This is a genomic window from Nitrincola lacisaponensis, assembly GCF_000691225.1.
Taxonomy (GTDB): Bacteria; Pseudomonadota; Gammaproteobacteria; order Pseudomonadales; family Balneatricaceae; genus Nitrincola; species Nitrincola lacisaponensis.
In genome coordinates this window covers 233782-247216 of the sequence record NZ_JMSZ01000021.1, presented here as the reverse complement: position 1 = coordinate 247216, position 13435 = coordinate 233782, and the positions used below count along the sequence as shown (strand labels likewise).

Genomic DNA, 13435 nt, shown 5'->3' with positions numbered 1-13435 from the left:
ATATTCCTTCAGGTTAGCGAACCAGTTTCACCCAACCCAACAGCAGCGTTTCAAGCAATAACTGCCGGTTCGGGTTATGGCGCTCCATCAGGCTGATACGTTCAGCCTGTAATTGATCAATTAAGGTATAAAGTTTACCGGCTGTGGTCTTTTTGGCAACGGCATTAAGCATTTTCAGCATATCAGCATTGCTGACGACCTGTCTGTCAGCATCGGCCTGTAACCGGGCGATGTCAACCAATAGACTGTGGAACCATTCCAGAAGTTGCACCAGATCATCCTTGTGCAGTGTTTCTGCCAATGCAACCGCCGATGTACGCCCCTTCAGCAGATCCGCCAACCCGGTCATCAAACTGGCGCGCAGCTTGAGCAAGTCACGCTGGAACAGATCCCGGGCCTTGAGCGGCGCTCCCTGACTGATACTGAGTAATTGTGCAGCGCGCTCGGGGGTCTGCTGCAGCTCAGCCGCCAGCCATTCACTTGCCTGCGCAGCAGCTGGAACCGGGAAAGTGACCTGTTGGCAGCGACTGCGGATGGTGGGCATCAGCTGTCCCGGCTGGTGCGATACCAGCAGCAGCAAGGTGTTATCGCCCGGCTCTTCCAGGGATTTAAGCAGTGCGTTCGCGGCATTGATATTCATGCTTTCTGCCGGCTCCATAACCACTACACGGTAGCCACCCTGCTGTGCCGTATTGTGCAGAAACTGCAGCAGCTCACGCACCTGATCCACCTTGATGGCCTTGCCTGCCTCTTCCGGGTGCAGATAGACCAGATCAGGATGCGTCGCACTGCTCAGCAGCTCGCAGCTGCGACAATGGCCGCAGGGCTGCAAAGCCGTGGGTTCATGACACAGCAATCGGTGCGCAAACGCCTGAGCAAATTCACTTTTACCGATTCCGGTATGTCCGGTCAGTAACAGCGCATGTGGCAATCGGGACTCCTGATGCTGCCGCACCAGTTTTTGCCACAGCCCTTGTGCCCAGGGCACCACCAACGGCATGCTCATGGCTTGGGCACTCCCAGACGCATCAGTAGCGCCTCATCGATCTGCGCCTGAACCGCATTCAATGCAGGTGTGGCATCAATGATGGCAAAGCGCTCTGGCTCCGCCTGTGCACGCTGCAGATATACCTGACGCACATCTTCAAAAAAGCGCTGCTGCTCGGCTTCAAACCGGTCCAGCTCACCACGTTGACGAGCACGCGCCAAACCCACCTCGACCGGCACATCCAGCAACAGCGTCAAGTCCGGACGCAACTGCTGCTGCACCATGGTCTCAAGCGTTGCAATCCAGTCCATCGGCACGCCACGTCCGCCGCCCTGATAGGCATAGGTGGCATCGGTAAAGCGATCACACAGAACCCAGTGACCTGCATCGAGTGCGGGCTGGATCAGTGCATGCAGGTGCTGGGCGCGGCCGGCAAACATCAGCAGCAATTCCGCCATTTCTGATACCGATTCCTGGCGCGGACGTAGCAGCAGTTCGCGTATCTCTTCTGCCATCGCGGTACCACCCGGTTCCCGCGTCACCACCAGCGTTTTGCCGCTGGCCTCCAGGCGCGCCTGTACATAAGCCAGATTGGTACTTTTCCCAACCCCTTCCACCCCTTCAAGAGTGATAAAACATCCCTTCATGAGCCATTCCCGGGTGCAGGTGAAGAACGATAGTCACTGCGACGATTACGCTGATAACGATTCACGGCATTGTTATGTTCACGCAGGGTTCGTGAGAAATGATGGGTTCCATCTCCACGGGCGACAAAGTACAGTTCGTCGCCCTCAAGTGGCGAAAAAGCGGCCACGATGGCCTCACGACCTACCATGGCAATCGGCGTCGGCGGCAAGCCGTCAATGGTATAGGTGTTCCAAGGGGTCGGACGCTGCAGGTCTGCCCGGGTTATCCGGCCTGTATAGCGCTCACCCATGCCATAGATGACGGTTGGATCTGTCTGCAGCCGCATACCGATATTCAAACGACGGACGAATACTCCGGCAATGCGGCTACGTTCATCCGGCACCCCGGTTTCACGCTCAATAATGGATGCCATGATTAAGGCTTCATACGCACTTTTGTAAGGCAGGGACTCATCACGTGCCTGCCACTGGGCTTCAAGAAAGGCTTGCAGGTCCTGATGCGCACGTCGCAGCAAGTCCACATCACTGGCACCGCGGTTAAACTGATAGGTTTCTGCCAGGAACATGCCTTCAGCAGGCTGGTCTGCATCACCGGCAATCAGTGCCATAATCTCAGCTTCAGTTTTATCTTTCAGCGTAGGTTGAATCCGGTCATCAGCATGTAACGCCGCCAGCACCTGACGGAAGGTATGGCCTTCAATCAGGGTAAAGCGATGTGCGATCACCTCACCACGATTCATCTGCTGCACAACATCCATCAGGCTGCTGCCGGGAGCTATGCCATATTCACCTGCCCGAATGGCGGTAATTTCCGGGTATAGCCGGGAATAGAGACGCATGAAGTCGGCCTGTTTCAGCCAGCCATCCCGCTCGAAACGGCGCATTAGCTGCTGAAAGCTGGTACCCGGTGCCACCAGAATGACGGCTGTCTCTTCAAGAGGTAATGGCTCATGTAATTGACGCTCCATATCGGTAAACAGATACCAGGCGGCAGCGGCAGCCAGCACCAGCGTTAACAAGAACAACAACACTATTTTTTTCAACATGCACAGTAGCTCTCTGTCAGCAAAGCTTGCAGTCTTCGGGTCACCGGCCCGGGTATAAACACCTGCTGTTCCAGCAAACGCAACGGCCAGATACCGATCAGACTGTTACAAAAAAATACCTCATCAGCACCCAGCAAATCCTTCGGCTGAAGCTTTTTCACCTCGACGCTGATACCGGCTGAACCAGCTAACGCCATCAGGTGCTGGCGCATAATGCCAGCCACACCATAGTCGTGCAGGTCCGGGGTTATTAATACGCCATCATACACCAGAAACAGGTTACTCATGGTGCCCTCTGCCAGGTAGCCATCCTGACCACACAGAATGCCTTCACGAATGTGCTCATCGGCCCACTCGGCTCTGGCCAGCACCTGCTCCAGTCGGTTCAGATGCTTGATACCAGCCAGCGCAGGTGCGCAAGCCAACCTGATCTGGCACCAGCGTGCTTCAATGCCGTGTTCAGCTGGCAGGTCAGGATAAACAGGCACGGGCATCAGTTGCAGGATACGTGTCGGCGAGGGCTGTACAGGAAGCCGGTATCCCCGCCCGCCTTCACCCGCTGTGACGATGATCTTTAACACTCCGTCTTCGACGGAAGGAAGTGCAGCCATCTCCTGCTGCAACTGCTCAGCTAACCACTGAGTTGGAATGGAAAGACGCTGACAGCCAGCCAGCAAACGCTCTAGGTGTTCGGGCCAAAGCAACAGCTTGCCCCCGGCAATACGCAGGGTTTCAAAAACACCATGGCCATAGCTGAGCCCCCGATCCTGAAGACTCAGTTCAGAGACAGCTTTACCATTTACCCATTGCTGTATTGTCATGACCATTCGGAATAAATCCGCATCACCACCTCCTGGCTGAGAAAGCACATCCTTGTGCCTGTCTGGAAGGTCTCAATCAGATTTGTCTGAATACCAAGGTACCGTTGGTACCACCAAACCCAAATGAATTGGACATGGCACCACGGATCAGACAAGGCTGAGCCTGATGTGCTACATAATTGAGATCACACCCTTCAGAGGGGTTATCAAGATTGATCGTAGGTGGTGCCACCTGATCACGGATCGCCAGCACACAAAAGGCTGCCTCAACCGCTCCTGCTGCACCAAGCAGATGACCAATCATCGATTTGGTAGAACTCATTCGCACCTGTTCAGACGCCGCACCCAACACTGACTTGGCCGCATTGGATTCAGCAATATCCCCCGCTGGTGTCGATGTACCATGTGCATTGATGTAGTGAACCTCTTCAGGGTTCATTTCTGCATCACGCATGGCATTGCTCATCGACAGGGCTGCCCCGGCACCATCTTCCGGTGGCGCAGTCATGTGGAAGGCATCATCACTCATGCCAAAGCCTGCCAGTTCGCAATAGATGCGCGCACCACGTGCTTTGGCACTTTCATAAGACTCCAGCACAAGAATGCCAGCGCCTTCACCCAGCACAAAGCCATCACGATCACGATCCCAGGGACGACTCGCTGCCTGAGGATCGTCATTACGCGTGGACAGGGCCCGTGCTGCGGAGAAGCCCGCAATACCCAGCGGAGTCGTCGCCATTTCAGCACCACCGGCAATCATGATATCGGCATCACCGTACTGGATCATCCGCATCGCATGGCCAATGTTGTGCGTACCTGTGGTACAGGCAGTCGTGATGGCTATATTGGGGCCACGAAATCCATACCTGATCGCCAGATTCCCGGCAATCATGTTGATGATACTGCCCGGGACAAAGAAAGGAGAGACCTTACGAGGACCGGAAGCATTCAGCACATCGTGAGTGCGTTCAATCATTGGCAAGCCACCAATGCCTGAACCTATTGCACACCCAATTCGCGGAGCATTCTCCGCAGTGACTTCAAGACCGGCATCTTCAATCGCCTGAATCGCCGCAACCATACCATACTGGATGAACAGGTCCATCTTGCGCCCATCCTTGGGGTTCATATATGGCTCAAGATCAAAATTTTTGATCGGGGCTGCAAACCGGGTTGCAAAGGCAGATGCATCAAAGTGCTCAATCAGCTGAGCGCCGCTTTTACCGGCCAGAATACTGTCCCACGCATCCTTTACAGTGTTACCGACCGGAGTCAATAAGCCCAGTCCGGTCACAACCACTCTTTTGCGAGACATCTGTTCCTCCAGAAATTCACACCATCAACAGAAAAGCCGCACTATATAGGGTCTATATAGGTGCGGCTTTTCAACAAAACCTCAGGGACTGACGATTACTGGTGAGCGTTGATGTAATCGATTGCCAGCTGAACGGTAGTGATTTTCTCAGCTTCCTCGTCAGGAATCTCAGTTTCGAATTCTTCTTCCAGTGCCATCACCAGCTCAACGGTGTCGAGCGAGTCTGCACCCAGGTCTTCAACGAAGGAGGCACTGTTGACCACCTCTTCTTCTTTAACACCCAGTTGCTCAGCGATGATTTTCTTAACGCGCTCTTCAATATTACTCATATCTCTTCCTATATACTTATAGACACCATCACATCCCAGGATGCGAGACGCAATTTTATTAGAACCAATGACACACTAGCAAGCATGTCGACCGATTTACTTATTGCTGACGGACAATTATCAACATATCAGCACAAAAAACAATTCTTTGTTGCGCTTTTACTGTCTCAGGACATGTACATGCCACCATTGACATGTATCGTCTCGCCTGTTACATAGCTGCCACCCTGGCTGGCCAGAAAGCCAACTACCGCGGCAATCTCTTCTGGCTGACCCAGACGAGCCATCGGAATCTGTCCCTGCAGGACTGTTTTATGCTCTTCCGCCAGGCCTGATGTCATATCGGTATCGATAAAACCGGGAGCAACACAGTTCACGGTGATATTGCGACTGGCAATTTCACGTGCCAGCGCCCGCGAAAAACCTTCCAGGCCGGCTTTGGCTGCCGCATAGTTTGCCTGCCCGGCATTCCCCATCGACCCGACGACAGAGCTGATGCTGATGATACGCCCCCAGCGGGCTTTAGTCATGCCACGAAGACAGCCTTTGGCAAGACGGAAGTTAGCCGTGAGATTGGTGTTAATCACCGCATCCCACTCGTCATCCTTCATGCGCATCATAATATTGTCACGAGTGATACCGGCATTATTAACCAGAATTTCAACCGCACCAAAGCGCTCGGTTACTGCTTTCAGCACAGTCTCAACCGAGGCGGCATCAGCCACATCCAGTACCATGCCACAACCAGCATTAGCAGCTTCGCGCAGATAATCACTGATGGCTTCAGCACCCTTTTCACTGGTGGCTGTACCGATAACTACCGCACCCTGCGCGGCCAGATTCTCGGCAATTGCCTTGCCGATACCACGGGTTGCGCCAGTCACCAGCGCCACTTTACCTTCTATACTCATAAGACTCCCTGAATCCAGCTATGATTAAATTAGCCCCAAGGCTTTTTCGAAGCTCGCTGCATCCGTCAGTGACACGACCTCAAGCGACTTATCGACTTTTTTATTCAAACCACACAACACTTTACCGGGGCCGCACTCAACCATGACAGCCGCACCCTGAGCCGCCATCGCGCTCACAGAGTCGGTCCAGAGCACTGGGCTGTAGAGCTGAGCCACCAGGTTCTGACGCAACACCTCTACGGAATCAGGCGCGCTCGCTGCCACATTTTGCACTACCGGAATGGCAGGCAGCACCAGCTCAACACCCGCAAGCGCATCTGCCATGGCACCGGCAATCGGCTCCATCAGGCGACAATGCGACGGTACGCTGACAGCCAGGGGAATCGCACGCTTGGCACCCGCTGCTTTACAGGCTTCCATCGCACGCTCTACAGCGGCTTTTTCACCGGCGATAACAACCTGCCCAGGGCAATTGAAATTAACCGGCGCGACTACCTGACCCTCGGCAGCAGATTCACACGCAGCACGGACACCGGCATCATCCAGCCCCAGAATGGCTGCCATTGCACCACTACCCGCAGGAACAGCCTGCTGCATCAGCTCACCACGCAGGCGTACCAGCTTGACGCCTTCCGCCAAAGACAGCGCACCTGCACACACCAGGGCTGAATACTCACCCAGACTATGACCCGCCATGATACCCGGCGTAGCACCGCCTTGCTGCACCCACAAACGCCATAAGGCGACACTGGCCGTCAACAATGCAGGCTGAGTGACTTCCGTGGCATTTAACTGCTCTTCCGGGCCGGACTGAACCAGATCCCAGAGATCATACCCCAGGGCAGCCGAGGCTTCAGCAAATGTCTCTTCTATTACAGGATGGGCCGCTGCCAGTTCAGACAGCATACCCACCTGTTGGGAGCCTTGCCCCGGAAATACAAAAGCCAGCGTGTGTGACATAGTATCCTCATAACAACAGATCAGAGATGAAAACCGGCAGCCCGGCTATAAAAGGCATAGTGTACAACATTGCACGCGGAGTTAAACGCTCAGTCACCGCTCCCGGACAATTGCTGCTGCAACTGGGCAGTAATGCGCGCCGGTATATTCAGGCATGCATCGGTAACTGCCTGATTCAGAGCTGCCTCAAAATGACTTTGCCCGGCACCGCCATGACTTTTCACCACGACGCCCTGCAATCCAAGCAGACTGGCACCATTACGACGCCCCGGATCGATTTGCTGCTGCAGCTCTTTCAGTACAGGCTGAGCCAGCAAGCCAAGCAAGCGCCGATAGAGATTGCGTGTAAAGCTCTTGCGCAACTTCTCTGCAATCAGGCGAGCCAACCCCTCATTACTTTTTAACGCAATATTACCGGTGAAACCGTCACAGACGATCACATCGGCGCGGTCACTAAAGACCTCACCACCCTCAACGTAACCAATATAATTCAATCCGGAATGCGCCTGTATCAGACGCGCCGCCTGACGCACCAGATCGTTACCCTTGATCTCTTCAATACCGATATTCAGCAAGCCAATCCTCGGTGAAGGGTTATCCTCCACGGCCGACACCATGGCCGACCCCATCAGGGCAAATTGCAACAGCTGTTCTGCGGTACAGTTCACATTGGCACCCAGATCGAGCAGGAAGCAATGCCCCTTTTGTGTCGGGATCGCACTGATAATCGCCGGACGGTCAATACCGGGAAGCGTTCCCAGCAGGCTGCACCCCAGCGCCATCAGCGCGCCGGTATTACCCGCACTGACACAGGCCGCAGCAACGCCCTGCTGAACCAGCTCTACAGCCTTGAACATTGAGGAGTCACGCCGATGACGCAAGGCGTGTGAGGGCTTGTCATGCATACTGACAACACTAAGCGTGTGATGCACATGAATACGTTGACGAAGGGATTGCGGCACATGGGCCAGCAGCGATTCCAGCTCGGCAAGATCGCCTGCCAGTTGCAACTGAAGAAAAGAGTGGTGTTTTAACAGGTTGATGCAGGCAGGAACGGTAATACGGGGACCGAAGTCCCCGCCCATCGCATCAACAGCAATGCTCAGGTATTCAGACAAGCTTACTCTTCGTCTTGCTTGCTGATCACCTGACGGCCACGGTAAAAGCCGTCTGCAGTTACGTGGTGACGACGGTGCGTTTCACCAGTAGTTGCGTCTACTGCCAAAGTCGGGCCGCTCAGCGCATCGTGTGAACGACGCATATCGCGTCTTGAACGGGATTTTTTGTTCTGCTGTACTGCCATGGTATATAGCTCCTGATTAACTCTTGTCAGCCTTGTTTTTCAACGAGGCCAACACACTGAAAGGGTTAGGTTTTTCTTGCTGAAGACGAACTGTCTCACTATCGCCCCAGGACGTTTTGACCGAGCAATCCACGTGCATCGGCACACTGGGCAAACTCAGAATCAATTCATCTTCAACGATCGGCAACAACTCCACATCCTCTTCTTCTACGAGAAGCGGATCATAATACCGTGGCAGGTTACGCGCTTGTTCATCATTGAGAACAACCGCCAGACTTAACTCTGCCTCGACATCTACGGCGACCGGTTCAAGGCATCGCTGACAGGTCATTTGAACCTGCCCTACAGCTTTGCCCGATAGCGTTCGCAGATGCTGTTCATCCACTGCAAAATCCAAGGTTACATCTATTGCGCCCTGCTCATTGCACAAAAAAGAGGCAAGGCGCGGCATCGCTGAAATTTCAGCGATCCCTGTAATCTGCGCTCCCCGCTCAGCAAGTTTGCGCGGATCAGCTTTTTTCGGTAATGGACCGTTCGACATAAGCGCGCAATTCTAGGGACTGAAGCCCCATCTGTCAAAGGGAATCAGGGGTTTCATTCAATAAAAATCAGGATACCATTAGCGTTTATCTGATTTCACTCTCTAGAAGGTTATTATAATGGATAAAACCATCGTGCTGGCATCCAGCTCGCCCTATCGTCGTGAACTGCTGGATAAGCTCGGTTTCGCCTATCGCAGCAAAAAACCCGATGTAGATGAAACGCCCCTGCCATCAGAATCACCCGAAGAACTGGTCGCCCGACTCGCGGAAGCCAAAGCCCGGGCAGTGGCACCGCACTTTCCCAATGCACTGATTATCGGCTCAGATCAGGTTGCTGTGCTGGATGGTGAAATCCTGGGAAAACCCGGTACTAAAGCACGCGCCATGGAGCAGCTTCGACGGGCTTCTGGGCGCTGCGTAACCTTTCTGACTGGCCTCAGCCTGTATAACAGCGCAACAGATACCGCACAGACTGAAGTCGTTCCATTTGATGTTCACTTCCGCACCCTCTCCGAAACCATGATTGACCGTTATCTTGAGCGTGAGCAACCCTTCAACTGCGCAGGCAGCTTTAAATCCGAGGGGCTGGGCATTATTTTATTCGAACGTCTTGACGGAGATGATCCCAACACCCTGATCGGCCTGCCCCTGATTCGCCTGACGCGAATGCTGGAGCAGGCAGGTGTTGAGATTCTGTCCTGAATGAATCAGCGCAGCTCTGGACTCCAGTGCTGCACCAGCTGTGCGGAAAGGTGTTTGGCGAAAGCAACACCCAGGCGGTCAAACAGCTTATCGAACGGTGATGGTTGATGGGTATAATCGACCATCCGTTCCAGACCCACGATATCACGGGCGACATAACTGGAGCTGCCCAGGCCATCAATCAGCCCCAGCTCCAGCGCCTGCTCTCCACTCCAGACCAGACCGGAAAACAACTTGTCAGACTCGATCAGACGATCACCCCGCCCTTCGCGAACTTCACGAATAAACTGCTGATGCGTCGTTTCCAGTACAGTTGTCCAGAACGCGGTTTCATCTTCCCGCTGCGGACTGAAAGGATCCAGAAAGGCCTTGTTCTCCCCGGAGGTCATGATGCGACGCTCAATGCCCATTTTTTCTATCAGGTCGACAAAGCCAAAACCAGAGGCTGTGACGCCAATCGAACCAACCAGACTGGCCTTGTCTGCATAGATCTCATCGGCAGCCACAGCAATATAGTATCCGCCTGAGGCACCGATATCGGTAATCACCGCATAGACTTTCTTGTCCGGATGCAAGGCCTTGAGACGGGTAATCTCATCATTGATATAGCCTGCCTGAACAGGGCTGCCACCCGGGCTGTTGATCCGCAGGATCACTGCACGACTCTGCCGCGACGCAAAGGCACTGCGCAACGCCGTAATGACATTATCCGCACTGGCATCAGCACCATCCGCAATCACACCACGAATTTCAATAATAGCCACATGCGGCTGACGATCGACGGCCTCCTTGGCACCACTGATGTCGCGTCCCATCAGGAAAAACCCGAGCAACGCAAACAGGTAGATAAACGTCAGGAGTTTGAAAAATATGCCCCAACGTCGCGCACGACGCTGCTCAACATTGAGACTGGAAACGATTTTCTCAATCAAACGCCATTCTTTGCTTTTATCGGCAGTCTCTGATGCTGACTGCAACGCCTGCTCGACCTTGGCGTCGGCCTTGGGGTTTTCAGACATGATTTCCGGCGGAGTGTCCTTTTTCTCCGGATCATCCCAGGGGTTCTGACTCACCTTAAGCTCCTTATATGTTTCAGCAATTAACCCGCTCTATGACTCAACAACCAGGATTCCAGTTCCGCAAAGGCATGAATCTCTCTGACCGGATTCCAGCGCGTCAGACGTTCCAGCTCATGCGCGCCATAGCTCACCGCCACCGTGTCCATGCGCGCCCGCTGACCCATCTCCAGATCATACTCTGTATCACCGATCATGACTGCTCGGTCAGCAGCCAGATCGGTGATCAGCAGGATTTCTTCAAGCATCAGCGGATCCGGCTTGGACGCCGTTTCATCCGCACACTTGGTCACTTCAAACAAGCCACCCAGCTGGGTATCCGCCAGTACGCGGTTCAAACCACGACGACTTTTACCCGTGGCCACAGCCAAACGAAACCCTTCATCACTCAGTCGCTGCAGTGTTTCACGAACACCCGGAAACAAGCTTGACCGGGTCGGATCAGCTGACAGGAAATGATGCACATAACGCTCTCTGACTGCCTGTACCAAAGCGCCATCCGCTGCGGGAAACAGCATCTGTATCGCTTCCGGCAACCCAAGCCCGATAATATTGCGGACTGCAGCATCTACAGGCTCTTCAATCGTCAGATCACGTGCTGCGGCCTGCATGCTCTGAATAATGCTGGCCTCAGAATCAATAATAGTGCCATCCCAGTCAAAGATCAGTAATTCGTACACTGACAACCTCTTAAGTTATGCGTTTTCCACTTTAATAATTTTCACATGGCGATGCTGGGTATCCGGCAACTCCCAATCAATACGCTGACCAACAGACAGACCCAGCAAGGCACTGCCAATCGGCGCAAAGATTGACAGCGTTTCTGGCTGCCCTTTGATTTCATGAGGGTAACACAGGGTCAGATGAAACTGATTACCACTTTCTTCAACCTCAAATGTGACGGTTGAGTTCATTCGTACGACATCATCCGGCATCTCGGATTCACTCACAACAATAGCCCGCGCCAGCTCATGACGCAGACCATCATAACGACTGTCACCCCGGTAGGGTGTTTTGTCGAGCAGCCCCTCCAACCTGTCAATATCCAGCTCGGTCACTTTAATCGGGGGTAGTTCTGACATTTCCATCTCCGTAAAAAAACAAGGCCACCCCATATGGATGGCCGTGCTGATACCCAAGCCCTCAGCGGGCATTGATTGTGTTGCAATGATTATGCGGGATATCTGAACGTTCAGCAAGATACCGGATGCAGCCTAGTGTATCCGTGCCAGCTCCTCTCTCAGCAGCTCAACAGGCTGAGGCACCATCGTGACTCTGACCACCTCACCAAGCGCATCAAACAGCACCATGACCCCATCGAATGCTTCATGCCGACGCACAAACAGATCCCCTTCCGGCGTCCCGATATGGGCTACACGAAACTTGATATCCGGTTCATAGTCGCTGCGGACACGATTCAGACGCTCCATCGCTTCCATGCCGGCAGGCGCATAGCTTTCATAAACCAGTACCACGACCGGCTTGCCCTGACCTATCACAGTCAGATCGGTCGATATCGGTTTGACACCCAGATAAGTCCACATGACCCAGCCAATCAGGCCGGTGGAAATCAATGCAATTGAAAGCTTAACGAGTTTTGGCATGCAATATCCTGCTCTATATCAAAAAATGGAATGGCGGCCAGGCAAGGCTCTTATCGGATCACCGCAAAGCGACAAAGTTCCCGGATTCAGTGTCTCGGCAACAACAGGGACACCGCCTGATTTAACTGTTTCAACAGCTCCTCATCACCACCGCGATCAGGATGATGGCGCATTGCCAGTCGTCGCCAGGATTGTTTAATCTGCTGATCAGACGCCTGCTCATCCAGCTCCAGCAAAGACAAGGCCCACTGCCGATCAGCACTGCTGATTGGCGTTTTTAATGCAGACCAGAAACGGGACAGCATACTTTCCAGCTCAATTTCCGTGGTCGAACGCAGCTGATCCAAGTCCAGATAATAGGCGCGCAACGGGTCCTCAATTTCAACGCCCGAGCTGCCGGTCTGGTATGGCAGCAACCGGATACATAGCGTATGAATAGCCAGGGTTCCCTGCTTTCGGGCATGAAGCTCATCACGTAGCTGGTATAACCGGTGAAACAGCAGAAAGTGCATCCGAAACAGTTTCACAAGGTCATGAAACCCGTCTGCATCAATATGAATGTACCGGCGCTGTTGCAAGCGGGTCAACAATGCATGTTCGCTGAGACCCTCAGGGTGCTCACGCAACAGCTCCACCAGTACAGAGGAACAGAGCCAGTCATGTGACTGACTCATTCGCAGCCCCGAATCGCTTCAGGCATCCGGCAGTTCAAGCGGCTGAGATGAAACCAGCACACCGTTATTGTCAGCATAGACATATTCACCCGGCACAAACGTCACACCACCGAAGGTGACCGGCACATTCAGATCACCCAGGCCACGCTTGTCCGTTTTCATCGGATGTGTACCCAGTGCCTGAACACCCAGATCCAGCTGCCCGATCGCATTCACATCACGAATACAGCCGTAAATGATGATACCTTCCCAGCCGTTCTTTTCTGCTTTTTCCGCCAGCATATCGCCCAGCATGGCACGACGCATTGAAGCGCCACCATCCACAACCAGCACCTTGCCCTGACCTGGCTGAGCTACCTGCTCACGCACCAGCGAGTTGTCTTCATAGGCTTTAATGGTGACGATCTCACCACCGAAGGTCTCACGTCCGCCAAAATTGGCAAACATTGGCTCTACAACACGTACCAACTCTGGAAATTGATCGCAGAGTTCGGGCAGCAAATCTTCCATGTGTTTC

At 53.6% G+C, this 13435-nt stretch carries 18 protein-coding genes; 1 reads left to right on the top strand and 17 read right to left on the bottom strand.

The genetic code is table 11. The features are described 5' to 3' along the window. Window positions 1–13 precede the first annotated feature (13 nt). From ADINL_RS08330 to ADINL_RS08280, 11 genes are all read right to left on the bottom strand, one after another. Window positions 14–1006 (bottom strand): DNA polymerase III subunit delta', encoded by a 993-nt coding sequence (locus ADINL_RS08330; RefSeq protein WP_051632660.1) that lies wholly within the window; start codon window positions 1004–1006, stop codon window positions 14–16. Next, window positions 1003–1635: a dTMP kinase gene (gene tmk / locus ADINL_RS08325; protein ID WP_036546259.1), complete on the bottom strand. Its 633-nt coding sequence runs from the start codon at window positions 1633–1635 to the stop codon at window positions 1003–1005. The genes ADINL_RS08330 and tmk overlap by 4 nt, the downstream gene beginning before the upstream one ends. Further along, the gene (gene mltG, locus ADINL_RS08320; protein ID WP_036546258.1) at window positions 1632–2681 is read right to left on the bottom strand and encodes an endolytic transglycosylase MltG; all 1050 of its coding nucleotides are present in this window, start codon (window positions 2679–2681) and stop codon (window positions 1632–1634) included. Before mltG ends, tmk begins: the two co-directional genes overlap by 4 nt. Next, complete coding sequence (gene pabC, locus ADINL_RS08315; protein WP_204368218.1) at window positions 2675–3508, bottom strand: aminodeoxychorismate lyase; 834 nt, start codon at window positions 3506–3508, stop codon at window positions 2675–2677. Before pabC ends, mltG begins: the two co-directional genes overlap by 7 nt. Window positions 3509–3578: 70 nt before the next feature. Further along, a complete protein-coding gene (gene fabF / locus ADINL_RS08310) occupies window positions 3579–4817 on the bottom strand; it encodes a beta-ketoacyl-ACP synthase II (RefSeq protein WP_036546256.1) in 1239 nt (412 codons plus the stop codon). A 95-nt stretch (window positions 4818–4912) separates the two neighbouring features. After that, complete coding sequence (gene acpP / locus ADINL_RS08305) at window positions 4913–5146, bottom strand: acyl carrier protein (RefSeq protein ID WP_010323864.1); 234 nt, start codon at window positions 5144–5146, stop codon at window positions 4913–4915. Between the two features lie 167 nt (window positions 5147–5313). Beyond that, complete coding sequence (fabG, locus tag ADINL_RS08300) at window positions 5314–6057, bottom strand: 3-oxoacyl-ACP reductase FabG (protein ID WP_036546254.1); 744 nt, start codon at window positions 6055–6057, stop codon at window positions 5314–5316. Window positions 6058–6081: 24 nt separating this feature from the next. After that, a complete protein-coding gene (fabD, locus tag ADINL_RS08295) occupies window positions 6082–7017 on the bottom strand; it encodes an ACP S-malonyltransferase (protein WP_036546250.1) in 936 nt (311 codons plus the stop codon). A gap of 89 nt (window positions 7018–7106) precedes the next feature. Continuing rightward, window positions 7107–8135 carry a phosphate acyltransferase PlsX gene (plsX, locus tag ADINL_RS08290; RefSeq protein WP_084154441.1) on the bottom strand — a complete coding sequence of 343 codons (1029 nt, stop codon included), beginning with the start codon at window positions 8133–8135 and terminating at the stop codon, window positions 7107–7109. A 2-nt stretch (window positions 8136–8137) separates the two neighbouring features. Next, complete coding sequence (gene rpmF, locus ADINL_RS08285) at window positions 8138–8320, bottom strand: 50S ribosomal protein L32 (RefSeq protein WP_036546248.1); 183 nt, start codon at window positions 8318–8320, stop codon at window positions 8138–8140. A 16-nt stretch (window positions 8321–8336) separates the two neighbouring features. Next, window positions 8337–8861: a YceD family protein gene (locus ADINL_RS08280; RefSeq protein ID WP_036546246.1), complete on the bottom strand. Its 525-nt coding sequence runs from the start codon at window positions 8859–8861 to the stop codon at window positions 8337–8339. 118 nt (window positions 8862–8979) lie between these two features. Here ADINL_RS08280 and ADINL_RS08275 point away from each other — a divergent pair, with 118 nt between their 5' ends. Further along, window positions 8980–9564 carry a Maf family protein gene (locus tag ADINL_RS08275; RefSeq protein ID WP_036546241.1) on the top strand — a complete coding sequence of 195 codons (585 nt, stop codon included), beginning with the start codon at window positions 8980–8982 and terminating at the stop codon, window positions 9562–9564. A 5-nt stretch (window positions 9565–9569) separates the two neighbouring features. Here the strand turns inward: ADINL_RS08275 and ADINL_RS08270 are convergent, their stop codons facing one another. From ADINL_RS08270 to rraA, 6 genes are all read right to left on the bottom strand, one after another. Next, complete coding sequence (locus ADINL_RS08270; RefSeq protein WP_036546238.1) at window positions 9570–10637, bottom strand: S49 family peptidase; 1068 nt, start codon at window positions 10635–10637, stop codon at window positions 9570–9572. Between the two features lie 26 nt (window positions 10638–10663). After that, window positions 10664–11320: an HAD-IA family hydrolase gene (locus tag ADINL_RS08265; protein WP_152547649.1), complete on the bottom strand. Its 657-nt coding sequence runs from the start codon at window positions 11318–11320 to the stop codon at window positions 10664–10666. A 15-nt stretch (window positions 11321–11335) separates the two neighbouring features. After that, on the bottom strand, window positions 11336–11722 hold the full coding sequence (gene rnk / locus ADINL_RS08260) for a nucleoside diphosphate kinase regulator (protein ID WP_036546234.1): 387 nt from the start codon (window positions 11720–11722) through the stop codon (window positions 11336–11338). 132 nt (window positions 11723–11854) lie between these two features. Continuing rightward, entirely contained in the window at window positions 11855–12244 is a 390-nt protein-coding gene (locus ADINL_RS08255) for a hypothetical protein (protein ID WP_051632659.1), read from the bottom strand. An 86-nt stretch (window positions 12245–12330) separates the two neighbouring features. Beyond that, window positions 12331–12918 carry a DNA-J related domain-containing protein gene (locus tag ADINL_RS08250; protein ID WP_036546231.1) on the bottom strand — a complete coding sequence of 196 codons (588 nt, stop codon included), beginning with the start codon at window positions 12916–12918 and terminating at the stop codon, window positions 12331–12333. 18 nt (window positions 12919–12936) lie between these two features. Further along, entirely contained in the window at window positions 12937–13428 is a 492-nt protein-coding gene (rraA, locus tag ADINL_RS08245; RefSeq protein WP_036546230.1) for a ribonuclease E activity regulator RraA, read from the bottom strand. Window positions 13429–13435: the final 7 nt, after the last annotated feature.

What these genes read in the sequence shown, in the direction of transcription:
- ADINL_RS08330 (WP_051632660.1), bottom strand. Translation starts at nt 1,006, where the DNA reads ATGAGCATGCCGTTGGTGGTGCCCTGGGCACAAGGGCTGTGGCAAAAA.
- tmk (WP_036546259.1), bottom strand. Translation starts at nt 1,635, where the DNA reads ATGAAGGGATGTTTTATCACTCTTGAAGGGGTGGAAGGGGTTGGGAAA.
- mltG (WP_036546258.1), bottom strand. Translation starts at nt 2,681, where the DNA reads ATGTTGAAAAAAATAGTGTTGTTGTTCTTGTTAACGCTGGTGCTGGCT.
- pabC (WP_204368218.1), bottom strand. Translation starts at nt 3,508, where the DNA reads ATGGTCATGACAATACAGCAATGGGTAAATGGTAAAGCTGTCTCTGAA.
- fabF (WP_036546256.1), bottom strand. Translation starts at nt 4,817, where the DNA reads ATGTCTCGCAAAAGAGTGGTTGTGACCGGACTGGGCTTATTGACTCCG.
- acpP (WP_010323864.1), bottom strand. Translation starts at nt 5,146, where the DNA reads ATGAGTAATATTGAAGAGCGCGTTAAGAAAATCATCGCTGAGCAACTG.
- fabG (WP_036546254.1), bottom strand. Translation starts at nt 6,057, where the DNA reads ATGAGTATAGAAGGTAAAGTGGCGCTGGTGACTGGCGCAACCCGTGGT.
- fabD (WP_036546250.1), bottom strand. Translation starts at nt 7,017, where the DNA reads ATGTCACACACGCTGGCTTTTGTATTTCCGGGGCAAGGCTCCCAACAG.
- rpmF (WP_036546248.1), bottom strand. Translation starts at nt 8,320, where the DNA reads ATGGCAGTACAGCAGAACAAAAAATCCCGTTCAAGACGCGATATGCGT.
- ADINL_RS08280 (WP_036546246.1), bottom strand. Translation starts at nt 8,861, where the DNA reads ATGTCGAACGGTCCATTACCGAAAAAAGCTGATCCGCGCAAACTTGCT.
- ADINL_RS08275 (WP_036546241.1), top strand. Translation starts at nt 8,980, where the DNA reads ATGGATAAAACCATCGTGCTGGCATCCAGCTCGCCCTATCGTCGTGAA.
- rnk (WP_036546234.1), bottom strand. Translation starts at nt 11,722, where the DNA reads ATGTCAGAACTACCCCCGATTAAAGTGACCGAGCTGGATATTGACAGG.
- ADINL_RS08255 (WP_051632659.1), bottom strand. Translation starts at nt 12,244, where the DNA reads ATGCCAAAACTCGTTAAGCTTTCAATTGCATTGATTTCCACCGGCCTG.
- ADINL_RS08250 (WP_036546231.1), bottom strand. Translation starts at nt 12,918, where the DNA reads ATGAGTCAGTCACATGACTGGCTCTGTTCCTCTGTACTGGTGGAGCTG.
- rraA (WP_036546230.1), bottom strand. Translation starts at nt 13,428, where the DNA reads ATGGAAGATTTGCTGCCCGAACTCTGCGATCAATTTCCAGAGTTGGTA.